The sequence below is a fragment of the Stenotrophomonas sp. TWI1151 genome, assembly GCF_039673135.1.
GTDB lineage: Bacteria > Pseudomonadota > Gammaproteobacteria > Xanthomonadales > Xanthomonadaceae > Stenotrophomonas.
On record NZ_JBDJLA010000022.1, the window covers coordinates 1 to 23,073 of the forward strand.

The following is a 23,073-nucleotide window of genomic DNA, read 5'->3' on the forward strand; positions in this document are numbered from 1 at the left end:
CCCCAAGCTGCTGGATGAAAGCGCAGCCGGCCAGCGGCCGGCACTACCTGGTTTCGTTCTGCGTTGCGTGGAGCCGGCCAGCGGCCGGCACTACCTGGTTTCGTTCTGCGTTGCGTGGAGCCGGCCAGCGGCCGGCACTACCGCATATCGCGTTGGCGTCAGCCCGCTTTACGGCGCAACGGCGTCACGTTGCTCGCGATCTTTGCGGCCTTCTTCGGCTTGCTGGCCACGGTCTGCGCATGGGCCGCGAAGAAATCGCGCACCTTGGGGTAGACCGTTTCGCGCCAGCGGCGGCCGCTGAAAATGCCGTAGTGGCCAGCGGCTTCGACGATGAAATGCTCGCGATGCGCGGCCGGAATGCCGGTGCACAGGTCCTGCGCCGCTTCGGTCTGGCCGAGGCCGGCGATATCGTCCAGCTCGCCTTCGATGCTCAGCAGTGCGGTGCCGGTGATCGCGCTGGGATCCACGCGTTCACCCTGCACGTACCACTCGCCGCGCGGCAGCAGGAATTCCTGGAAGACCACGCGGATCGTGTCCAGGTAGTACTTGGCCGGCATGTCGAGCACCGCGTTGTACTCGTCGTAGAAACGACGGTGCGCGTCGGCATCTTCCATGTCGCCCTTGACCAGGTCGGCATAGAAATCCCAGTGCGAACTGAAGTGGCGGCTCGGGTTCATCGACAGGAACCCGGCGTGCTGCAGGAAGCCCGGGTACACGCGGCGGCCCGCGCCCGGGAAGGTGGCCGGCACGGTGTGGATGACGTTGTTCTCGAACCACGACATCGGGTTCTGCGTGGCCAGGTTGTTGACCGCGGTCGGGCTGCAGCGCGCATCGATCGGGCCGCCCATCATCACCAGCGACCGCGGCGTGGTTTCGCCACGGCTGGCCATCAGCGAGACGGCGGCCAGTACCGGCACGGTCGGCTGGCAGACGCTGATCACATGCAGCTTTTCCGCACCGAGGTGGCGGATGAATTCCTGCACATAGGCGATGTAATCCTCCAGCCCGAACTCGCCTTCGCTGCCCGGCACCATGCGCGCATCGACCCAGTCGGTCACGTACACGCGGTGATCGCGCAGCAGGGTGCGCACGGTATCGCGCAGCAGCGTGGCGTGGTGGCCGGACAACGGCGCCACCACCAGCACGAACGGCTGGTTGAGCATGGTGTGCAGCTGGTCGGCTTCATTGCTGTGGCGCTTGAAGCGCAGCAGTTTGCAAAACGGCTTGCTGATCTCTTCGTGGACGACGATCGGCACGCGCTCGCCCTCGACGTCGATTTCGTTGATGCCCCATTCGGGCTTCTCGTAATCCTTGCCAATGCGGTGGAACAGCTCGTTCACAGCGGCCAGGCGATCCGCGCCGGGCATCTGCGACCACCAATGACCTTGATTGGCGAAGAACTTCGCGTTGGCCTGGGCCTGGTGCACCCACGGGGCGAGCAGGTTGCGGGTCAACTCATGCAGCTGATATAGCATGACGTCCAATATGTATGGTCTTATGTTGCCGCGCAGCATAGCGCACCCGTCGCGCGGGCGGGTTAATGCGGGTGCTGTCTCAATTGTTATCGAGACTCAAGGCGTGCCGCGTTCCAGCGCAGCCGCGTGCCCGGCCAGTGCGGGTGACAGCCAGCAGTGCGAGCCCAGGGCGGTGAAGCCAACCCGCTTGAGCTGGCTGCGGTACCAGCGCGCCGGGCGCGGCTGGAAGCCTTCGTGGTCGCCATCGAAGTCATCCTCGGCGGTGAACGCCTCCAGGAAAGCCACGCCGGCGGTCAGTTCGGCAAAGCCTTCCAGTGCCGGGCGCAGCTCGCGGCTGGGCACGTAATGCATCACGTCCGAGCAGATCAGCAGATCGACCGGTGCGCACGGGCGCAGCCAGGCGAAATCGCCGACCTTGGCCGGGTGCAGATTGCGGCTGCGGCCGTAGCGGTGGACGGCGTAATCGCTGCTGTCGAAGCCCAGGTACTGCACGCGGGGGCGCAGTTTGAGCAGCGGGGCACGCCAAGCGCCTTCGCCACAGCCGATATCGAGCACGCTGCGGATCGGGCGTTCCAGGTAGTACTCGGCGCTGGCCACGGCGAGCGCCACCTTGCGCGCCAGGCGCGCGGCGCCACCGGTCTGGTCAGGCTGGTACCAGCGCTGGAAGTAGGCGGCGTCGTAGGTTTTGTCCATGGGGATGTGCACGTGGGTGAAAGCGGCGCTTATCGTACGGTGTGGCGCGCGTGGATGCGTAGGGGAGGTGTGGCGATGGGTCGCGCCCGCCACCCATCGGGTGGCCGTGCCGGGCATGCGAGAATGGCGGCCAACCCATGCCAGCCGCCGGAGCAAGCACATGCAGTCCTACTACTGGGTCAAGACCTTCCACCTGTTGTTCGTGGTGGCGTGGATGGCGGCGGTGTTCTATCTGCCCCGGATCCTGGTCAACCTCAGCGAGACGGCCGGCCAGCTGCCGGTGACCGAGCGGCTGCAGCTGATGGGCCTGCGCCTGTACAAGTTCGGCCACATGATGTTCGGCCTCGCGCTGATCCTGGGCGTGGTGCTGTGGCTGGGCTACCGCGTGATTCCGGATTTCCCGACCATGGTCGCGCCCGGTGCGGCGGGCTGGCTGCATGCCAAGCTCGGCCTGGTGGTGCTGCTGCTGTTCTATTACTCGTGGACCGGGCGGCTGCTGAAAGGCGCGGTGAAAGGCAAGCTGCTGCCGTCCTCGCGTGCGCTGCGCTGGTTCAACGAATTGCCGCTGGTGCTGTTCATCGGCGTGGTGTGGCTGGTGATCGCCAAGCCGTTCTGAGCGATCCACGACGATTCTGGCCGCCGGCACCACCCACCGTCCAGAAAAAAAGCCGGACGCCTGCGCGTCCGGCTTTTTCGTCTGCGCCGCAGCCTGATCAGGCCACTTCGTAGGTCCCGTAGCTGCGCAGGCGCTCGTAGCGCTTCTGCAGCAGCTCATCGACCGGCAGTTTCTCCAGCACGTCCAGCTCGTTGAGCAGCACGGCCTTGAGGCGCTTGGCCATCTGGTTCGGGTTGCGGTGGGCGCCACCGGTGGGCTCGCGCAGGACCTTGTCCACCAAGCCCAGGCTCTTCAGGCGCGGGGCGGTCAGGCCGAGCTGTTCGGCGGCGTCCTTGGCCTTGGCCGGGTCCTTCCACAGGATCGAGGCGCAGCCTTCCGGGCTGATGGTCGAGTACACGCTGTACTCCAGCATCACGGTGCGGTCGCCCACACCCAGTGCCAGTGCGCCACCCGAACCGCCTTCACCGATCACCGTGCAGACCACCGGCACCTTCAGTTCGGCCATTTCCATCAGGTTGCGTGCGATCGCTTCGGACTGGCCGCGCGATTCGGCATCGATGCCCGGCCAGGCGCCGGCGGTGTCGATCAGGGTCAACACCGGCAGGCCGAAGCGTTCGGCCATCTTCATCAGGCGCAGCGCCTTGCGGTAGCCCTCCGGCTTGGGCATGCCGAAGTTGCGCTTGATCTTTTCCTTGGTGTCGCGGCCCTTCTGATGGCCGATCAGCATCACCGAGCGGCCACCGATGCGGGCCAGGCCGCCGATGATCGCCTTGTCGTCGGCGAACGCGCGGTCGCCGGCCAGTTCCTGGAACTCATCGCAGATGATGCGGATGTAGTCCTCGGTATACGGGCGGGACGGATGCCGGGCCAGCTGCAGCACCTGCCAGGAGGTCAGGTTGCGGAAGATCTGTGCAGTGCGCACCCGCAGCTTGTCCTGCAGGGCATTGACCTCGGCCTCGACATTGACCGCAGGTCCGGCGCTGGCGCTGCGCAGTTCCTGGATCTTCGCCTCCAGATCAGCGATGGGTTGCTCGAAGTCGAGGTAGTTCGGATTCATCGGAAACCGTCGTGAAGAAAAGAGGGAAAGTGTAGCCGAATGCGCCGAAAAGCCCCGTACGCCGTCGTCTGGAAACCGACGGTAGCGCAGCGGGGCCAGGCGCGCCAGTCAGCTCAGGGGACGACCAGCGCCGCGCTGCCCATCAGCGTGCTGCGGGTCTTCACGAAGGTGTTGTAGCCCTCGTTGGCCTCCTTGGGCAGACCCGAGCCCAGCCGCGCGGTGGCGGCGGTGAACGCCATCTGCGCCTGGAAGGCCTCCTGCTGGAGCTGCAGCTGCGCATCTGCGGTGGTGGCATGCAGGTAGCGGGTGTACAGCTCGCGCAGCGGGCCGGCATGGGCCTCGAAGGCCGGGTCCAGCGCGGGCAATGCGGTCGGGGCGGCTTCCAGCGCGTAGGCGGGCGCGACGTAGCCCTGGGGCTGCTGGCGTGCGTAAGCACCGGGCTGGCCCATGCCTGCTTCGACGTAGGCGATGAAATCCGGGGCGGTGAAGATCTTGGCGTTGATACGGCCGCCGCTGGCGTCCACGTGGGCCACGGTCTGCACCTCCGGGAACGGCTCGCGGACGCCGAAGCTCCACGCCTTGTCGATGAACAGGTCGTGGGTGCTCTGGTACGGCCCTTGGAAGGTCACTCCGCCCAGCTCGATCTGCTTGTCCAGGCTGCCGAAGTTCTGCAGCTTGTCTTCGCTGGTGACGTAGATCTCGTTGGCGATCACGTACTCGGCCAGGGTCGGGTTGATCAACCCGCCCTTGCCGCTGGCGTAGACGATGAAGCGCACGTCGCCGAGCTGATCGGTCTGCAGGTGATGCTCACCGGGCTTGAGCTTGACCGGGCGCGAGGCGTGCGCGGCGATCGGCAGTTCGTTGCCGTCGATGCGCAGGGTCAGCGGCGTGGCGCCCGGGTTGTCGATCTCGAAGGTCTGGGCGGGGCCGGCACAGCCGGTGAGGGTGACGGCTGCACTCAGCAGCACGGCAAAACGCTTGATCAAAACAAAACACCTGTGTTGCAACAGAAAAAAGGATCAGTTCGCCCACGGTGGGCTGTAGCGCACTTTCACCGTGCGGACCGCGGGATCGGCGCGCAGGGCGTCGACCAGTTGGCTGTCCACGCGCACGGCGATCTCGCCGGCAACGTCGAGCATGCCGGCCACGGGGCCCTGCTCCGAACCGAGCAGCAGGTCCAGGCGCAGCGGTGTGCGGCCCGGGCGATGCCGGTCGAGCAGGGCGTTGATGCGGTTCCACACCGCGCCGTCCTGGCGCAGGTCCACCCGCAGCGACAGGCGCGTGGCGTAGTTGGCGCAGATGTCTTCGTAATCCCAGACCTGGCGGATGCGCAGTGCGTAGCCGCCGTTGAACTCGTCTTCGCGCAGGCCGCCCTTGACCACCAGGATGCGGTCCTTGGTCATCAGGTGGCCGAACTCGGCCAGGCCATCGGTGAAGGCGCTGCATTCCACGCGACCCTTGCCGTCTTCGAGCTGCATGAAGATCTGGCTTTCGCCCTTGCGGCGCACGCCGACCACCAGGCCGGCCAGGATCACCGGCGTTTCCTGGCGCCAGGCACGCTTCTCTCCGTCCTTGCTCGGGCGTGCCGGCGGGATCAGCTTTTCGAGCTTGCCCAGGTCGGTGCCGACCAGTTCCTTGACGTCGTCGGCGTAGGGATCGAACGGATGGCCACTGAGGTAGAAGCCCAGCGTTTCGCGCTCGCCTTCCAGCAGCTGGCCCAGCGCCCACTCCTTGGCTTCGGGCAGCTCCAGCTGCATCGCCGTGCTGACCGGATCGGGTGCGCCGAACAGCGAGTTCTGGCCGGAGGCCTTTTCGCGCGCCATCTGGTCCGTGGCCTTGAGGACCTCGGGCAGCTGCAGCATCAGCGAGGCGCGGTTCTTGCCGAGCCCGTCCATCGCGCCGCAGTTGATCATCGCTTCCAGCGTGCGGCGGTTGAGCTTGCCCGATTCGGCACGCATGCAGAAATCCAGCAGCGACGCATAGCGGCCGCCACGCTGGCGTTCTTCCACGATCGCTTCGCACGCGCCCTGGCCGACGCCCTTGATCGCGCCCAGGCCGTACACGATGGTGTCGGCGCTGGAGGCTTCGAACATGTACGCCGATTCGTTCACGCGCGGCGGCAGCACGGTCAGGCCGAGGTTGCGCACTTCGGCGAGGAAGCCGACCACCTTGTCGGTGTTGTCCATGTCCGAGGACAGCGTCGCGGCCATGAACTCGGCCGGGTAATGACGCTTGAGCCAGGCGGTCTGATAGCTGACCAGCGCGTAGGCAGCGGCGTGCGACTTGTTGAAGCCGTAGCCGGCGAACTTCTCCATCAGGTCGAAGATCGCGTCGGCCTTGGCTTCGACGACACCGTCCTTGGCCGCGCCTTCGCGGAAGATCTCGCGGTGCTTGGCCATTTCGGCCGGCACCTTCTTGCCCATCGCACGGCGCAGCAGATCGGCGCCGCCCAGCGAGTATCCGCCGACGATCTGCGCCATCTGCATCACCTGCTCCTGGTACACCATGATGCCGTAGGTGTCTTTCAGGATCGCTTCGGTGCGCGGATCGGGATAGATGATTTCTTCCTGCCCGTGCTTACGCGCGTTGAAGGAGGGGATCAGGTCCATCGGGCCGGGGCGGTACAGCGACACCAGCGCGATGAGATCTTCGAAGCGGTCAGGGCGTGCGTCTTTCAGCAGGCGGCGCATGCCCGAGGATTCGAACTGGAACACCGCGCCGGTATTGCCGTTGGCGAAGATGTCCTTGTAGGTGGCCACGTCATCCAGCGGCAGCGCGGTGATGTCCACCGGCGGAATGCCGGCGCGCTCATGGCGCTTGTTGATCGCCTTGACCGCCCAGTCGATGATCGTCAGCGTGCGCAGGCCGAGGAAGTCGAACTTCACCAGGCCGATTTCTTCGACGTCGTTCTTGTCGAACTGGGTGACCGGGTTGCGGCCGCGGCCGCCTTCGTCATGTTCGGCGAACAGCGGGCAGAATTCGGCCAGCGGTTCCGGTGCGATCACCACGCCACCGGCATGCTTGCCGGCGTTGCGGGTGAGGTCTTCGAGCTGGCGCGCCAGGTCGATCAGGTCGCGGACGTCGTCTTCGTTCTGGTAGCGCTGGATCAGCTCCGGCGAGGCCATTTCCGAATCCTTGCCTTCGCCCATCGCATCCTTGAGCGAGATGCCCAGGATGTTCGGGATCAGCTTGGAGACGCCGTCGACCAGACCGTACGGGAAGCCGAGCACGCGGCCGGAATCGCGCACAACGGCCTTGGCCGCCATGGTGCCGTAGGTGATGATCTGGCTGACGCGGTCGCGTCCGTACTTGCGCGCGACGTAGTCGATGACCTCATCGCGGCGGTCCATGCAGAAGTCGATGTCGAAGTCGGGCATCGACACGCGTTCGGGGTTGAGGAACCGCTCGAACAGCAGGTTGTACGGGATCGGATCCAGATCGGTGATCTGCAGCGCCCAGGCCACCAGCGAGCCGGCACCGGAACCACGGCCGGGCCCGATCGGAATGCCCTGGTTCTTCCCCCACTGGATGAAGTCGGCCACGATCAGGAAGTAGCCGGGGAACCCCATCTTGATGATGGTCGCCAGTTCGAATTCGAGGCGCTCGAAGTAATCGGCGCGGGTCTTGCCCGGTGCCAGCGGGTTCTTTTCGAGGCGTGCTTCCAGGCCCTTGCGCGATTCGCTGCAGATCCAGCTGTCGAGGGTTTCCTCTTCGGGGACCGGATAGTTGGGCAGGAAGTAGGTGCCCAGCCGCATCTCGATGTTGCAGCGTTCGGCCAGCGCCAGGGTGTTGTCGATCGCGTCGGGAATGTCGGCGAACAGCGCGCACATGTCCTCGGCGGACTTGAGGTACTGCTGGTCGCTGTAATCGCGCGGGCGTTTGGGATCGTCCAGCACGCGGCCGGATGAAATGCACACGCGCGCTTCGTGGGCGCTGAAGTCTTCCGGCTGCAGGAAGCGCACATCGTTGCTGGCGATCACCGGCAGGCCGCGCTGGCCGGCGGCCTGCAGGGCGAACTGGTTGAAGGCTTCTTCGCCATCGCGGCCGGTGCGGGTCAGCTCCAGGTGCAGGCCGTCACCGAACACGCGCTGCCAGTCGGCGAGCTGTTGCTCGGCCAGATCGTGGCGGCCGTCGCCGGCGAGGCGACCGGCGAGACTGTCGCGGCCGGCCAGTGCGAACAGGTTGTGGCAGCCGGCTTTGAGCCACTCCGGGTGGACGGCGACGCCGCCTTCGGGGCGATGGCCTTCCATCCAGGCGCGGGTCAGCAGCCGGGAGAGGCTGAGGTAGCCTTCGCGGTCGCGGCAGAGCAGGGTCATGCGCCAGGGCGTCATGCCTTCTTCGGCGATCATGATGTCCGCGCCGGCGATGGGCTTGATGCCCACGGTTTCGGCGGCTTTGTAGAACTTGACCAGCGCGAACAGGTTGTTGAGATCCGTCACTGCCAGCGCGGGCAGCTTCAGTTCGACCGCGCGGCTGAGCAGGTTGGCCTGCTTGGCTTTCTTCGGGTCAGCCTGATCCGGCTTCGCCGGGACACGGATGGTCGAATCCGCCAGCGAAAATTCGGTGTGGACGTGGAGATGTACGAAACGGGAAGTGGACATGCCGAACCAATGTGATGCCCGGTCAGGGTAGCGGTGGCGGTGGTCGCTAACAAGGCTTGACAGGGGTGTTGCGGGGGCGCGGGTTGACGCTGGGGTTCAGGTTTCCCGTGGCACCCGTCATGCGCTGCAGCCGTGCGGGGCGGTGCCCGGCAACGGCATCACTCAGGCGGGAACGCTGCTGCGGTCGGGTTCCAGGCACGCGCGCACGGGGGCGAAGCTGCGGCGGTGCTGGGGGCAGGGGCCGTGGTTGCGCAGGGCGGCCAGGTGGGCGGGGGTGCCGTAGCCTTTGTGCTGGTCGAAGCCGTATTCGGGGTGGGCGTCGTGCAGGGTCTGCATGAAGCGGTCGCGGCTGACTTTGGCGAGGATCGAGGCGGCCATGATGGCGCGGTCGAGGGCGTCGCCGCCGATCAGGGCCTGGGCCGGGCAGGGCAGGCCTTTGGGGACGACGTTGCCGTCGATGCGGGCGAACTGGGCGACGTGGGCGACGCCTTCGACGGCGCGGCGCATGCCGAGCATCGTGGCCTGGTAGATGTTGAGGGCGTCGATTTCGCCGACGTCCACCATCACCACGTGCCAGGCCAGGGCACGGTCGAGGATCTTGTCGTAGAGCTGGTCGCGGCGGGCCGCGGTGAGCTGCTTGGAGTCGTCCAGGCCGTTGAGGCGTGGGCGGTCGGGGCAGAACACCACGGCGGCGACGGCCACGGGGCCGGCCAGCGGGCCACGGCCGGCTTCGTCCACGCCGGCCACGTAGCGCGGGGCGACAGTGGCCAGGGCGGCGCCGTCGAACAGGGCCAGGGAGGCGGCTGCGGCGTGGCGTCGGCTCATGCGGCGCGGCCGTGGTGGGGGCCGCGTTCGAGCAGATCGGTGACGGCGTCGGCGGCACGGGCGGAGGCATCGCGCCGCAATTGCAGGTGCAGGCGCTCGTAGGTGTCCTGCAGGTCGATCACGCGCTGGGGGTGGTCGAACCACTGCAGGATGGCGGCGGCCAGTTTGTCCGGGGTGCAGTCGTGCTGCATCAGCTCCGGGGCAAGGTCCTTGCCGGCGAGGATGTTGGGCAGGGCGAAGCGGTCGACCTTGAGCAGGCCCAGCGCCTTGACGATGCGGTAGGTGAGTTCGGCCACGCGGTAGCCGACCACCATCGGGCGTTTGACCAGCATCGTCTCAAGGGTGGCGGTACCGGAGGCGAGCACGACCACGTCGGCGGCGATCATCGCGGTGCGCGCGTTGCCGTCGAGCAGGTGCGAATGCGCAACCGGCAGCGCCGAGGCGGAGAGTTGCTCGCTGATCAATTGGCGGCAGGCGGCGTTGGCGGCCGGAACCACCACGTGCAGGCCGGGGATGCGTTCGGAGACCTGCCAGGCCGCTTCGAAGAACGGTTCGCCGAGCTTGCCGATTTCCCCCAGGCGGCTGCCGGGCAGTACCGCCAGCACCTTCGCGTTGGAGGGCAGGCCGAGCTCGGCACGCGCCTGTTCGCGATCATTGTGCAGCGGGATGTCATCGGCCATCGGATGGCCCACGAAGCGGGCGTCGATGCCGTGCTTGGCGTAGATCGGCGGTTCCATCGGGAACAGGCACAGCACCAGGTCGGCGCTGGCCCCGATCTTCTCGGCGCGCTTCTCGCGCCAGGCCCAGACGGAGGGGCTGACGTAATGGACGGTGCGGACGCCGCGCTCCTTCAGCCAGCGCTCGACGCCGAGGTTGAAGTCGGGCGCGTCGATGCCGATGAACACGTCCGGCTGCCACTCCAGCGCACGCGCGCGGAACTCGCGGCGCAGTTTGAGCAGGCGCGGCAGGTGGCGCAGGATTTCGGTCAGGCCCATCACCGCCAGTTCGCTGGCGTCGAACCAGGTCTGGCAGCCGGCGCTGCGCATGGCATCGCCGCCGATGCCGGCAAACTCGGCATTCGGGAAGCGCAGGCGCAATTCGCGGATCAGGCTGGCACCGAGCAGGTCGCCCGAGGCTTCACCGGCGACCAGGGCGATCCGCACCGGGCGCTCGGAGGTGCGCACGGCCAGCGTCTGTTCAACGCTGGTGGCCATCGCAGCGAGTGGAATGATCTCGGCGGTCGTCATGCCCGGGGTGTGCCCGCCTGGAGCCGTCATCGCAGCAGGGGCCTCTCGGCGCTTTCGATGAAGTCCAGCAGGTCCTTCACGTCGGCGCTGTGGGTGGCCTGCTCGGCCAGCTGCACCTTGGCTTCGGCCAGCGGCAGGCCGGCCACGTACAGCGTGCGGTAGGCGCGCTTGATGCTGGCGATGCGCTCGGCATCGAAGCCGCGGCGCTTGAGGCCTTCGCTGTTGATGCCGCGCGGGCGGCCCAGGCTATCGCTGCCGACCATGGTGAACGGCGGAACGTCGCCGTTGGTCAGCGCGCCCATGCCGAGGAAGGCGTGGGCACCGATGCGGCAGAACTGATGCGCACCGGCGAAGCCGCTGATGATCACGTAATCGCCCACGGTGACGTGGCCGGCCAGCGTGGTGTTGTTGGAGAACACGCAGTGGTTGCCGACGTGGCAGTCATGCGCCACGTGGGTGTAGGCCAGCATCCAGTTGTCGTTGCCGACCGTGGTGATGCCACCGCCACCGGCGGTGCCGCGGTTGATGGTGACGAATTCGCGGATGACGTTGTCATCGCCGATTACCAGTTCCGTGCGTTCGGCCTTGTACTTTTTGTCCTGCGGCTCGCCACCGATCGCGGCATGGCCGATGAAACGGTTGTTGCGGCCGATCCGGGTCGGGCCGTGGATCGAGCAGTGCGGACCGATCTCGGTGCCGGCACCGATCTCCACGTCCGCACCGATCAGGCAGAACGCACCCACGCGCACATCCGCAGCCAGCGTCGCCGACGGGTCGATGACCGCGGTGGGGTGGATGAGAGGGGCGTTGTCAGTCATTGCAGATCTCCTGCCTGGATCATTCGCGGGTGCCGGCGCACAGCACTTCGGCGCAGGCGACGATTTCGCCATCGACCTTGGCCACACAGTCGTACACCGCCATGTTGCGGATCACGCGCTTGATCTCCACGTGCATTTCCAGCACGTCGCCGGGCACGACCTGCTTGCTGAAGCGCGCCTTGTCGACCTTGACCATGTAGAACAGCTTGGACTGCGCATCGCGGCCCAGGGTGAGCTGGGTGAGCACGCCGCCGGCCTGGGCCATGGCTTCGATGATCAGCACGCCGGGCATGATCGGCTGGCCCGGGAAGTGGCCCTGGAAGAACGGCTCGTTGATGCTGACGTTCTTGGTGGCGACGATCTTCCGGTTCTCGAAATCGAGCGAGATCACCTTGTCCACCAGCAGGAACGGATAGCGGTGCGGGATCAACTGCTGGATCTGGTTGATGTCCGGCAGATTCTGGTTGTTGCTCATTCCTTCTCCTTGCTCACAGACAGGATGCGCCGGGCGAGCGCATCGAGCTGCTTGAAGCGCGCGGCATTTTTACGCCACGTGCGGTTGTCGGTCAGTGGGGTGCCGGAGGAATACTCGCCCGGCTCATGAATGGAGTTGCGCACCACCGATTTGCCGGTGATGACGACCTTGTCGCAGATTTCGAGGTGACCGACGACGCCGACGGCGCCGCCCAGCAGGCAGTAGCGGCCGATCTTGGCGCTGCCGGCGATGCCGGTGCAGCCGGCGATGGCCGAGTGGGCGCCGATCTGGACGTTGTGGGCGACCTGCACGAGGTTGTCCAGGCGCACGTCGTTTTCGAGCACGGTGTCTTCCAGCGCGCCGCGATCCACGCAGGTGTTGGCGCCGATTTCGCAGTCGTCGCCGATGCGCACGCCGCCGAGCTGGGGCACTTTGATCCAGTGGCCGGCATCCATGGCCAGGCCGAAGCCATCGGCACCCAGCACGGCGCCGGGATGGATGCGCACGCGCTTGCCGAGCTTGACGCGGGTGACCAGGGTGACGCGGGCGATCAGTTCGCAGCCGGTATCCAGGGTGCAGTCTTCGCCGATGATGCTGCCGGGGCCGACGATGCAGTTCTCACCGACGACGCTGCGCGCGCCGATGGTGACGAACGGCCCGATGTGGGCGCTGGCGGCGACCTGGGCGTCCGGATCGATGCAGGCGCTGGGGTGGATGCCCGGGGCGCGCGGCGGTGCGATGTCGAACAGGGCGGCGATCTTGGCGAACGTGGTGTACGGGTCCTTGGCGACCAGGGCGGCGCCGGGCGCGGCCTCGGCATCCTCGGCGCGCAGCACGACGATGGCCGCCTGGCTGTCGGCCAGCTGCGCGCGGTAGCGCGGATTGGCCAGGAAGGTGAGCTGGCCGGGGCCGGCATGGGCGAGCGTAGCCACGCCATGGATGGCGGTGCTGCCATCACCATGGACCTGCAGGCCAAACTGCTCGGCGAGTTGCTGGGCGGTATAGGTAGGAGTGTTCACCGGGGGAGTTTACCGTGTGCTGCCGAAACGGTCATGCGGGGCGGGGGTTTTGGGGTGGGTCGGTTTGTTGCGGCTCCCGACAGTGTCATGCGAGCGCGGATGGTAGTGCCGGCCGCTGGCCGGCTCTCGTTGATCCCGGAGGTTCGTACCGACCAACGGTCGGTACCTACCAAAATCGGCACCAACCGACGGTCGGTACTACCCGCCACGCCTCCCGACAGTGTCATGCGAGCGCGGATGGTAGTGCCGGCCGCTGGCCGGCGCTCGTTGATCCCGGAGGTTCGTACCGACCAACGGTCGGTACCTACCAAAATCGGCACGGACCAAGGAGCGGTCCCACCCCAAATCGGCATTGAGCAACGATCGGTCCCACCCCAAATCGGCATTGAGCAACGATCGGTCACACCCCAAATCGGCATTGAGCAACGATCGGTCACACCCCCAAAACGAAAACGCCGGGCAATGCCCGGCGAATGCGTACCGCGTCTGTTGGAGAGCCCCCTTCTGTTGAAGGGGGCGCGCCGAAGGCGCGGGGATGAGGTGGAATGCGCGGACGAACTGCGAAGCAGTTCGTCAGAACTGACCGCCAAACGTAAATTGCAGACGCTCGACTTCGTCGCCATCTTCCTTCTTCAACGGGAAGGCGTAGCTGATCGAGATCGGGCCGACCGGGGCGCGCCACAGCAGGGCCACACCGGTGGACACGCGCAGTTCGTTGGCCTTGAAGTTGTCTACGCCCGTGTACACGTTGCCGAAGTCCACGAAGGCCGAGATGCGGGCCGAGGGGCTGTCGAACAGGCGCGGGAAGTAGGCTTCCACCGAACCGACGGTCTTCAGCGAGCCACCCAGCGGCTGGCCGCGGTTGTAGCTCAGGGTCGGTTCCGAACGCGGGCCAAGGGTGTTGTCCTCGAAACCACGCACCGAGTTGGTACCACCGGCGTAGAAGTTCTCGTAGAACGGCAGGCCCGAGGCGGTCACCACGCGGGTGCTGCCATCCGGGTTGGTGATCACGCGGGTGGTGTCATTGCCGTAGCTGTCGCCGTAACCCACTTCGGCGCGGGTGTTGATGACCAGCTGCGGGATGATCGGCCAGTACTTGGAGAACTGATAGTTCAGCTTGTAGTACTCGACGGTCGAACCCGGCAGCGTGGTTTCCAGGCCGACGCGCTGGTAGGTACCGCGGGTCGGCATGAAGTAGTCGTTGCGGGTATCGCGCGCCCAACCCAGCTCGGTGCGCCAGGAATGGAACGTGCGCTGGCCGATGGCATCGATGTAATCGATGATCGCCTGCGGGGTCGAGCCCTGGTAGGTGGTGATCTGGTTGCTGTCGATGCCCACCATCAGCGAGACGGTGTCGTTCTCGGTGATCGGCACGCCGAACACCACCTGCGCGGCACCGTTGGTGCTGTTGTACTGCGCGGTGTTGAAGTCGGAGTAATCCAGTTCGCGCCAGGACAGGTTGTAGCCCAGCGAGACGCCGTCATCGGTGAAGTACGGGTTGGTGTAGCTGAAGCCGTAACGCTGCAGGTAGCTGCTGCGCGAGGCTTCGACCGACACGCGGTTGCCGCCGCCGAGGAAGTTGTTCTGCGACAGCTGCACCGAGGTGGTCATGCCGTAGGACTGCGAATAGCCCAGGCCGAACACGAAGCTGCCCGAGGTGGTTTCCTTGACGTTGTAGACCACGTCGACCTGGTCGTTGCTGCCGGTGACCGGCGGCGTTTCCACGTCCACCGATTCGAAGTAGCCCAGGCGCTGCAGACGGATCTTGGAGCGGTCGATCGCGGCCTGCGAGTACCAGCTGTTCTCGAACTGGCGCATTTCACGACGCAGCACTTCGTCGGAGGTGCGGGTGTTGCCCTTGAAGGTGATGCGGCGCACCGACACGCGCGGGCCGGGAACGACCTGCATGTTGATGGCCACCGTGCGGTCGGCACGGTTGCTGGTCGGGATCGGGTTCACCTTGGCGAACGCGTAACCGATGTTGGACAGCGAATTGGTGATCTGGTCCGAGCTGAATTCCAGCAGCGCACGCGAGAACGTGTCGCCGGACTTCTGGATCACCATGCGCTCGACATCTTCCTGCGGCAGGATGGTGTCGCCGGTGACCTTGATCTCGGAAATCTTGTACTGCTCACCCTCGGTCACGCCGGCGGTGATGAACATGTCGCGCTTGTCGGGACTGATCGAGACCTGGGTGGAATCGATGCTGAAATCCACGTAGCCGCGGTCCAGGTACCAGCCGTTGAGCTTTTCCAGATCGCCGGACAGCTTTTCCTTGGAGTACTGGTCATCGCGGCGGTACCACGAGGCCCAGTTGTGCTCCTTGGATTCCCAGGTTTCCAGGATGTCCTTGGCCGGGAACTTCTCGGTGCCGACCAGGTTGACGTGCTGGATCTTGGCGGCCTTGCCTTCCTTGATCGCGATGGCGATGTCCACGCGGTTGCGGTCCAGCGGGCTCACCGTCGGGGTGATGTCGACGTTGTACTTGCCACGGTCGTTGTACTGGCGGCGCAGTTCCTGGGTCACGCGGTCCAGGCTCAGGCGGTCGAAGGTGCCGCCCTCGGTCAGGCCGATGTCGCTCAGGCCCTTGAGCAGCTGGTCGCTCTTGATGTCCTTGTTGCCGGTGACGGTCAACTTGTTGATCGCCGGGCGTTCCTTGACCGTGACCACGAGGATGTCGCCCTGGCGGTTGAGCTGGACGTCTTCGAAGAAGCCGGTCTTGTACAGCGCACGGATGGTTTCACCGACCTTGTTGTCGGTGATGGTGTCGCCACGTTCCACCGGCAGGTAGGTGAACACGGTACCGGAGGTGATGCGCTGGAGACCATCCACGCGGATGTCGCTGACGGTGAAGGGCTCGGCTGCCTGCGCCAGGGCGGGCGCGCCGAAACCGGCAACGAGTGCGAGGGCCAGCAGGCGGCGATTGGGGAGTCGCGTCATGTCACGTCCGGTTGGAGTCGATTTCAACATTGCGGGATGCCGGCGCATAAGACGACGACAAAAGGAAAAAAGTTCATCGCGGGACCAGGCCGAGGATGTCGTTGTAGAACGCCAATCCCATCAGCCCGGCCAGCAGCGCCAGGCCCACATACTGCCCGGCAGCCATGGCGCGCTCGCTCAGCGGGCTGCCCTTGACCAACTCGATAAGGTAATACAGCAGGTGCCCGCCGTCCAAGATGGGGATGGGCAACAGGTTGATGATGCACAGGCTCAGCGACAGCAGGGCCAGGAAATACAGGAACCAGTCCAGGCCGCGTTTGGCCGAGACATTGGCGACCCGGGCAATGGTGACCGGGCCGGAGATGTTCTGCAGCGAGGCGTTGCCGGTGACGATGCGGCGCATCATCCCCAGTGAATCGCCCGCCATCCGGGCGGTTTCGCGCAGGGCCACGGGCACTGCCGCAAACGGCCCGAACTTGAGTTCGGCGTCGTAGGCCGGGGCGTGGGTCTCCGGGAAACCGATGCCGATCTGCCAGGTCGGCTGGCCACGGCCGTCCACGCCCTGGCGGGGGGTGATCTCCAGCGCCAGCCGCTCGCCGCCGCGCAGGACATCGATCATGCCGGGGCCGCCACGCTGGCCGAGCGCGGCGATCTGCGCCGGCACCTGGTCGGCACCTTCGATACGCTGGCCGTCCACGGCCACGATCAGGTCGCCCGGCACCAGCACGCCCTGGGCGGCTGCGTCGGGCAGGACCTTGTCCACCAGCGCCGGCTGCAGCCAGAACTGCCAGCTCAACCCGGTCAGCTGGGGCACGCGGCGTTCATCGAAGCCGGCCGGCAGCTGCGACAGCGGCAGGGTGCGGGTCCGCACCTGGTCCAGACCGTCGAGGACCTCGACCTTGGCATCGTGACGATCCATCGCCGCCGTGGTCAGCGCCATGCTGGCCTCGCCGGCGGTGGCCACGCTGCGGCCATCGACCTTGACCACACGGTCGCCGGCCTGCAGGCCAGCGGTCTGGGACATGCCGGTGGTGCGGCCGATGGTGGCCGAATAATCCTGTTTCCCGATCACGAACATCGCCCACAGCAGGGCGATGCACAGGATCAGGTTGGCGGCCGGACCGGCGGCGACCACCGCGATCCGCTGCCACACGGTCTTGTGGTTGAAGGCCTGGCCGCGCTCGGCCGGGTGCACCTCGACCTCGCGCTCGTCCAGCATCTTCACGTAGCCGCCCAGCGGAATGGCGGCGATCGCGAATTCAGTGCCGGCCCGGTTGCGGCGCGACCACAGCGGCTTGCCGAACCCGACACAGAAGCGCAGCACCTTGATCCCGCAACGGCGGGCCACCCAGTAGTGACCGAACTCGTGGAAGGTCACCAGCAGGCCAAGGCTGACGATCATCCACCAGACGGATCCGATGAAATCACCCATGGTGATCAGCACTGTAAGGGGGCGTAGGGGGCATTCAGGCGTGGTCGATGGCGGCTTGGGTGATCTGGCGGGCGCGCTGATCGGCGGTCAGCAGGCCCTCCAGTGTATCGGCGGACTCGCTCGACAGTGTTGACAGAGCGTTAGCGACCAGCGCTGGAATGGCAAGGAAAGCTGCCCGCCCCTGAAGAAACGCTGAAACCGCGACTTCATTGGCCGCATTGAGGATCGCCGGGGCGGTGCCACCGGCGGCCATCGCCTGCCAGGCCAGCGTCAGGCACGGGAAGGCCTCGGTGTCCGGGGCTTCGAAATCCAGCCGCCCCTGGGTCAGCAGATCCAGCCCGCCGACCCCGGATTCGATCCGTTGCGGCCAGCCCAGGCCGACGGCCAGGGTGGTACGCATGTCCGGCAGGCCCATCTGGGCCAGGGTGGAGCCATCGACGAATTCGACCAGCGAATGCACCAGGCTCTGCGGGTGGACCAGCACGTCGATGCGCTCGCCAGGCACGCCGAACAGATGGTGGGCTTCGATGACTTCGAGGCCTTTGTTCATCAACGTCGCCGAATCCACCGAGATCTTCGGGCCCATGGACCACTTCGGGTGGGCCACGGCCTGGGCCGGTGTGACCTGGGCCAGCTGCTCACGGCTGCGGCCACGGAACGGGCCGCCCGAGGCGGTCAGGATGATCCGGCGCACGCCGGCCCCATCGAGGCTCGCATCGCGGGAGCGCAGGCACTGGAAGATCGCGCTGTGCTCACTGTCGATCGGAATGATCTCGGCCCCGGCGGCCGCGGCCTGGCGCATCAGCAGTTCGCCGGCCAGTACCAGCGATTCCTTGTTGGCCAGCAGGATGCGCTTGCCGGCCGCGGCGGCGGCCAGGGTCGAGGACAGCCCGGCGGCGCCCACGATGGCAGCGACCAGGGTGTCGCAGACATCGCTGGCGGCCAGCTGGTCCAGCGCCGCAGCGCCCGCATGGGGCTGGGTGGCCAGGCCGGCGTCACGCAGGCCGTCGCGCAGGGCGGCATACCGCGATTCGTCGGCGATCACCGCATGGGCCGGGCGGTGCACGGCGCACAGGGCGACCAGCGCATCGACCTGGCGGCCGGCGGCCAGCACGGTGACCTGATAGCGGTCCGGATGGCGCGCGATGACGTCCAGCGCGGATGCGCCGATCGAACCGGTGGCGCCGAATACGGCGACCCGGCGGGGGGCAGAAGCGCTGGCCATGGTTAGAACCCGAAGATTTCCTTGCCGAGTGCGAACACCGGCAGGGCGGCGAGAACGCCGTCGATACGATCGAGCACGCCGCCATGGCCCGGGATGATATGGCCCGAATCCTTGGCGCCGGCATGGCGCTTGATCAGGCTCTCGTAGAGATCGCCCAGCACCGACGCGAACACGGTGACCACGGCGGTGATCACCAGGCCGACCAGGTGGCCGCTGTCGATACCGGCCAGCCAGCCGAAGCCCAGTGCCACGATCAGGCCGGCGACCATGCCGCCACCCAGGCCTTCCCAGGTCTTGTTGGGGCTGATCCGCGGGGCCAGCTTGGTGCGCCCGAAGGTGCGGCCGGCGAAGTAGGCGCCCGAATCGGCGGCCCAGACCACGGCCAGCGCGGTCAGCAGCCACAGGTGGCCGTTGTCACCGCTGGCATGGATGAGCACCAGCGAGGCCCAGGCCGGCACGATCGCCAGGGTGCCGGCCAGCAGCTTGAGCGCACGCGCCGGGCTGCTCGGGCTGGCGCCGAAGGTGAAGAACCGCAGCCACAGCAGCGCCATCAGCCACCAGCCGATGCCGATCAGCGCGGCGATCTGGTACAGCACCAGCGAGCCGGCATCGGCCCACACGATCAGCACCATCAGCACCAGATTCAGCACCAGCAGCACGGTGCGGGCGAGGGTGTCTTCGACGTCGGCCAGCTTCAGCCATTCCCACAGGCCGATCAGGAACACGGCGGCCGCCGCGGCGGCCAGCCACTGGGTGGGCAGCATCAGGATGGCGAGGATGGCGACCGGCGCCATGATCAGCGCGGCGATGACTCGGGTCTTGGTCATGGGGAAGAGGTCTCGGTGGCCAAGGCGGCGATCTGGGCGCTGGTCAGGCCGAAACGGCGTTCACGCGAGGCATAGGCATCGATTGCCTGCTGCAGGACGGCGGCGTCGAACTCGGGCCACAGTACGTCGGTGAACCACAGTTCGGTATAGGCCAGCTGCCAGAGCAGGAAATTGCTGATGCGGGTATCGCCACCGGTGCGGATGAACAGGTCCGGCGGCGGCAGGTCGGCCAGGGCCACGCGGCTGCTGAGCATCGCTTCGTCGATCTGCTCGGGCAGCAGGCGACCGGCCGCGACCTCGGCAGCCAGTTCGCGCGCGGCGCGGGCGATGTCCTGGCGGCCGCCGTAGCTGGCGGCGATGTTCAGCGTCATCGCGCGGTTGCCCGCGGTGCGCTGTTCGGCCAGCTGCATCCGGCTGACCAGCCCGGCGCCGAAACGCTCGCGCTCGCCGATGAAGCGCACACGCACGCCGCGCCGGTGCAGCTCGTCCACTTCGCGGTCGAGGGCATTGAGGAACAGCTTCATCAGCGCGTCGACCTCATCGCTCGGCCGGCCCCAGTTTTCACTGGAGAAGGCGAACAGGGTCAGCGCGGCGATGCCGTGGTCGAGGCAGAATTCGATGGTGCGGTTGACCGCGCGCGCGCCGGCACGATGGCCGATCACGCGCGGGCGACGACGCTTCTGCGCCCAGCGCCCGTTGCCATCCATGATGATGGCAACATGGCGCGGCATGGGCGCGTCGGAACTGCTGGTCGGGGCCTGGGACATAGGGCTCAGACCGCCATCAGTTCCTTTTCTTTCTCGGCGACAACACTATCGACGTCCTTGATGGACTTGTCGGTCAGCTTCTGGATGTCGTCTTCGCCGCGCTTCTTGTCGTCTTCGCTGATCGCCTTGTCCTTGATCAGGGTGGCGATCGCCTTGTTGGCGTCCTGGCGGATGTTGCGGATGGCGATCTTGGCGCCTTCGCCTTCCTTCTGCACCTGCTTGCCCAGCTCCTTGCGGCGCTCTTCGGTCGGCGGCGGCAGGTTCAGGCGGATGACGGTGCCGGCCACGTTCGGGGTCAGGCCGAGGTCGGAGGCATAGATCGCCTTTTCCACGTCCTTGATCATGCCCTTGTCGAACAGCGTGATGACCAGCGAGTGGCCCTCGGAGACGCTGATCGAGGCGACCTGGTTCAGCGGGGTGTCGGTGCCGTAGGCCTTGACGGTGATGCGGTCCAGCAGGGCCGGGGAAGCACGGCCGGTGCGGATGGAGGTGAGGGTGTGCTTCAGAGCATCGATGCTCTTTGCCATGCGCGTCTGCGCGTCCTGCTTGATTTCGTTGAGCATCGCCCGAATCCTGGATGTAACTGGGAATCGGGCGATTATAGGCGAAGAAGGGCCTTCGCCGGGCCGTTCAGGGCGCCCGGTGTGGGGCGCCGCTCAGGCTCAGCTGTTGTCGCGGCCCTGCACCAGGGTGCCGATGTTGTCGCCGTGCAGGATCTTGAGCAGCTCGCCCGGCTGGCCCATGTCGAACACACGCAGCGGCAGATCGCTGTCGCGGGCCAGCGCGAAGGCGGCCGTATCCATCACTTCCAGCCCGCGGCGGATCACTTCGTCGTAGGTCAGGCTGTCGAAACGGACCGCGTCGCTGTACTTGTTCGGGTCCTTGTCGTACACGCCGTCGACCTTGGTGGCCTTCAGCAGCAGGTCCGCGCCGATCTCGATCGCACGCAGGGCAGCGCCGGAATCGGTGGTGAAGAACGGGCTGCCGACGCCGGCGGCAAAGATCACCAGACGGCCCTTTTCCAGGTGGCGGATGGCGCGGCGACGGATGTAATCCTCGCAGACGTCGTTGATCTTGATCGCGCTCATCACGCGGGCCTTGGCGCCCAGCTTCTCCAGGGCGTCCTGCATGGCCAGCGCATTGATCACGGTGGCCAGCATGCCCATCTGGTCACCGGTGACCCGGTCCATGCCGCCTGCGGCCAGGCCGGCGCCGCGGAAAATGTTGCCGCCGCCGATCACCAGGGCCACTTCGGCACCGGCGGCCTGCGCTTCCATCACCTCACGGGCGAGGCGGTGGATCACCTTGGGGTCGATGCCGTAGTCCTCGTCTCCCATCAGCGCCTCCCCGGAAACTTTCAACAGGATGCGGCGATAGGCGAGCTTTGACATGGCGATCTCTGGGTGCGTGGAAAACGCCCGGATTCTACTGGAAGCCGGGCCATCGGGCAGCATAAATTTGCTGCACTGCGGCGTATGGAGGCACTGCGGCGGCCGCGATGACGGCGCCGCGAGCGGCTCGGGCTCAGGCTGGCGCGGTACTGGGCGAGCGCGCGATGACGCGGTTGCGGCCCAGGTTCTTGGAGCGGTACAGCACGTCGTCGGCGGCTTTGAGCAGGTCCTGAACATCGGCGAAACGCTCGTAGCCCCCCTGGGTGGCCACGCCGGCCGAGAAGGTCACGAACAACGGGCCACTGGCCGCTTCGGCCATCGGCGTGTTGACGATCGTGGCCAGCACCCGCCGGACCACTTCCAGCGCGACCGGCTCGGTGGTATTGGGCAGCAGCGCGATGAATTCCTCGCCGCCGAAACGGGCCACCGTGTCGCTGTTGCGCAGCTGCTCCTGCAGCTTCGTGGCGAACATGCGCAACACCTGGTCACCCATGAGGTGGCCGTGGGCATCGTTGATCTTCTTGAAATCGTCCAGGTCGATGAAGGCCACCGAGAGTGGCCAGCCATGGCGGGTGGCGCGCAGGAATTCCTGCTCGAGCACGGCTTCGAGCTGGCGGCGGTTGAGCACGCCGGTCAGTGCATCGCGGTGGGCCTGCTCGGCCAGCCGATTGGCGCGCGCTTCGAATTCATCCGCACGCTGGCGGGCCAGGGCGGCGTCCTGCATCTCGCGCAGGTTGCGCAGCGTGGCCAGCTCCTGGGCATGGTCGATCAGCTGCTGCACGCGCGAGGGCGAGAACAGCGGGGTTTCGAACAGGGTGCTGATATCCGGCAGCGATTCGCCGATGCGGGCCAGCACCTGGTCGAACTGGGCGCTGTCCAGGCCGAGGGTATCGTGCACGAGCTGCAGCGCATGTTCGCGCGCGGCATCGGCATCGGTGCCGAGCCAGATATCGGCCACGGCGCCGGAAAGGGCGACGCAGTTCTGGAAATTGTCTTCGCCGGTAGCGGGCGATTCGCTGTGCGCGATGCTGTCCACCAGGTAGCGGGGCAGGCCCCATTCTTCGGCCACCCACGCGCCGACATCGGCATGGCTGCACTGCAGGTGTTCGCGCTCCAGTGCGACCAGGGCGTCGTTGTCGGTCGCCTGGCGCAGCAGCGGGAGATAGGTCTCCGGCTGCGCCTGGGCGAGGGCGAGTACGCCGATGTCCTGCAGCAGGCCGGCCAGCATCAATTCCTCGGCCTTGCGCAGGCCGCGGGCCTGGCCGAGCAGGCTGGCTGCCAGTGCACTGAGGATGCTGCGGCGCCACGCGCGCTCGCGCAGGTCCTGGCCGTCGCCGGCCGCGGTCAGGTTCTGGGTGACGGTGAAGCCCAGTGCCAGGCTGACAGTGGCATTCAGGCCGAGCATGGTCAGTGCCTGGCCGAGGTTTTCGATGCGTCGGCGGCTGGCATACAGCGGTGAATTGGCGATGCGCAGCATGCGGGCACTCAGCGCCATGTCGATGGCGATGATGTCGGCAGCGGTGGTGATGTCCGCTTCCGGATCCTGCGCCAGTTCGATGATGCGCAGGGCAATACCGGGCGGGGAGGGCAGGTTGCGGCAGAGCGCCAGGGCGGCTGTCAGCTCGGGAGGCATGGCGGGCTTTTCAGTGTGTTGGGGCAAGAATA

General features: G+C 66.5%; 19 protein-coding genes. 1 reads left to right on the forward strand and 18 read right to left on the reverse strand.

Translation table 11 applies throughout. The features are described 5' to 3' along the window. Positions 1-158 precede the first annotated feature (158 nt). A complete protein-coding gene (gene phaZ, locus ABE422_RS17900) occupies positions 159-1,514 on the reverse strand; it encodes a polyhydroxyalkanoate depolymerase (RefSeq protein ID WP_346483434.1) in 1,356 nt (451 codons plus the stop codon). 57 nt (positions 1,515-1,571) lie between these two features. Then, positions 1,572-2,168: a class I SAM-dependent methyltransferase gene (locus tag ABE422_RS17905; RefSeq protein WP_282263656.1), complete on the reverse strand. Its 597-nt coding sequence runs from the start codon at positions 2,166-2,168 to the stop codon at positions 1,572-1,574. Between the two features lie 160 nt (positions 2,169-2,328). Between ABE422_RS17905 and ABE422_RS17910 the strand changes: the two genes are divergently transcribed. Beyond that, a complete protein-coding gene (locus ABE422_RS17910; RefSeq protein WP_313210836.1) occupies positions 2,329-2,784 on the forward strand; it encodes a CopD family protein in 456 nt (151 codons plus the stop codon). A gap of 97 nt (positions 2,785-2,881) precedes the next feature. Here ABE422_RS17910 and ABE422_RS17915 read toward each other — a convergent pair whose 3' ends face one another. The 16 genes from ABE422_RS17915 to ABE422_RS17990 all read right to left on the reverse strand — a co-directional run bounded on the left by ABE422_RS17915 (position 2,882) and on the right by ABE422_RS17990 (position 23,041). Further along, positions 2,882-3,841 carry an acetyl-CoA carboxylase carboxyltransferase subunit alpha gene (locus tag ABE422_RS17915; protein ID WP_282263659.1) on the reverse strand — a complete coding sequence of 320 codons (960 nt, stop codon included), beginning with the start codon at positions 3,839-3,841 and terminating at the stop codon, positions 2,882-2,884. 113 nt (positions 3,842-3,954) lie between these two features. After that, complete coding sequence (locus ABE422_RS17920; protein ID WP_346483443.1) at positions 3,955-4,809, reverse strand: hypothetical protein; 855 nt, start codon at positions 4,807-4,809, stop codon at positions 3,955-3,957. A gap of 51 nt (positions 4,810-4,860) precedes the next feature. Further along, the gene (gene dnaE / locus ABE422_RS17925) at positions 4,861-8,442 is read right to left on the reverse strand and encodes a DNA polymerase III subunit alpha (protein ID WP_313217716.1); all 3,582 of its coding nucleotides are present in this window, start codon (positions 8,440-8,442) and stop codon (positions 4,861-4,863) included. A gap of 162 nt (positions 8,443-8,604) precedes the next feature. Beyond that, positions 8,605-9,267, reverse strand: a complete 663-nt coding sequence (locus tag ABE422_RS17930) for a ribonuclease HII (RefSeq protein ID WP_346483435.1) — start codon at positions 9,265-9,267, stop codon at positions 8,605-8,607. Continuing rightward, complete coding sequence (gene lpxB, locus ABE422_RS17935) at positions 9,264-10,481, reverse strand: lipid-A-disaccharide synthase (RefSeq protein WP_346483444.1); 1,218 nt, start codon at positions 10,479-10,481, stop codon at positions 9,264-9,266. The genes ABE422_RS17930 and lpxB overlap by 4 nt, the downstream gene beginning before the upstream one ends. Before the next feature lie 59 nt (positions 10,482-10,540). Further along, positions 10,541-11,332, reverse strand: coding sequence for an acyl-ACP--UDP-N-acetylglucosamine O-acyltransferase (lpxA, locus tag ABE422_RS17940; RefSeq protein ID WP_313217718.1), 792 nt, complete (start codon positions 11,330-11,332; stop codon positions 10,541-10,543). 19 nt (positions 11,333-11,351) lie between these two features. Continuing rightward, positions 11,352-11,807, reverse strand: a complete 456-nt coding sequence (gene fabZ / locus ABE422_RS17945; protein WP_019184406.1) for a 3-hydroxyacyl-ACP dehydratase FabZ — start codon at positions 11,805-11,807, stop codon at positions 11,352-11,354. Then, positions 11,804-12,826, reverse strand: coding sequence for a UDP-3-O-(3-hydroxymyristoyl)glucosamine N-acyltransferase (gene lpxD, locus ABE422_RS17950; RefSeq protein WP_313210849.1), 1,023 nt, complete (start codon positions 12,824-12,826; stop codon positions 11,804-11,806). Before lpxD ends, fabZ begins: the two co-directional genes overlap by 4 nt. Positions 12,827-13,399: 573 nt before the next feature. Then, the gene (gene bamA / locus ABE422_RS17955) at positions 13,400-15,766 is read right to left on the reverse strand and encodes an outer membrane protein assembly factor BamA (RefSeq protein WP_313210851.1); all 2,367 of its coding nucleotides are present in this window, start codon (positions 15,764-15,766) and stop codon (positions 13,400-13,402) included. A gap of 73 nt (positions 15,767-15,839) precedes the next feature. After that, on the reverse strand, positions 15,840-17,198 hold the full coding sequence (gene rseP, locus ABE422_RS17960) for an RIP metalloprotease RseP (protein ID WP_346483436.1): 1,359 nt from the start codon (positions 17,196-17,198) through the stop codon (positions 15,840-15,842). Between the two features lie 34 nt (positions 17,199-17,232). Then, positions 17,233-18,423 (reverse strand): 1-deoxy-D-xylulose-5-phosphate reductoisomerase, encoded by a 1,191-nt coding sequence (locus ABE422_RS17965; RefSeq protein WP_346464153.1) that lies wholly within the window; start codon positions 18,421-18,423, stop codon positions 17,233-17,235. Positions 18,424-18,425: 2 nt separating this feature from the next. Next, a complete protein-coding gene (locus ABE422_RS17970; RefSeq protein ID WP_313217723.1) occupies positions 18,426-19,250 on the reverse strand; it encodes a phosphatidate cytidylyltransferase in 825 nt (274 codons plus the stop codon). After that, positions 19,247-19,981, reverse strand: a complete 735-nt coding sequence (uppS, locus tag ABE422_RS17975) for a polyprenyl diphosphate synthase (RefSeq protein WP_313210858.1) — start codon at positions 19,979-19,981, stop codon at positions 19,247-19,249. The genes ABE422_RS17970 and uppS overlap by 4 nt, the downstream gene beginning before the upstream one ends. Positions 19,982-20,022: 41 nt before the next feature. Next, complete coding sequence (frr, locus tag ABE422_RS17980) at positions 20,023-20,580, reverse strand: ribosome recycling factor (RefSeq protein WP_121041484.1); 558 nt, start codon at positions 20,578-20,580, stop codon at positions 20,023-20,025. Between the two features lie 99 nt (positions 20,581-20,679). Beyond that, the gene (pyrH, locus tag ABE422_RS17985) at positions 20,680-21,408 is read right to left on the reverse strand and encodes a UMP kinase (protein ID WP_123728765.1); all 729 of its coding nucleotides are present in this window, start codon (positions 21,406-21,408) and stop codon (positions 20,680-20,682) included. Between the two features lie 133 nt (positions 21,409-21,541). Then, positions 21,542-23,041: a GGDEF domain-containing protein gene (locus ABE422_RS17990; protein ID WP_313210863.1), complete on the reverse strand. Its 1,500-nt coding sequence runs from the start codon at positions 23,039-23,041 to the stop codon at positions 21,542-21,544. Positions 23,042-23,073 lie beyond the last annotated feature (32 nt).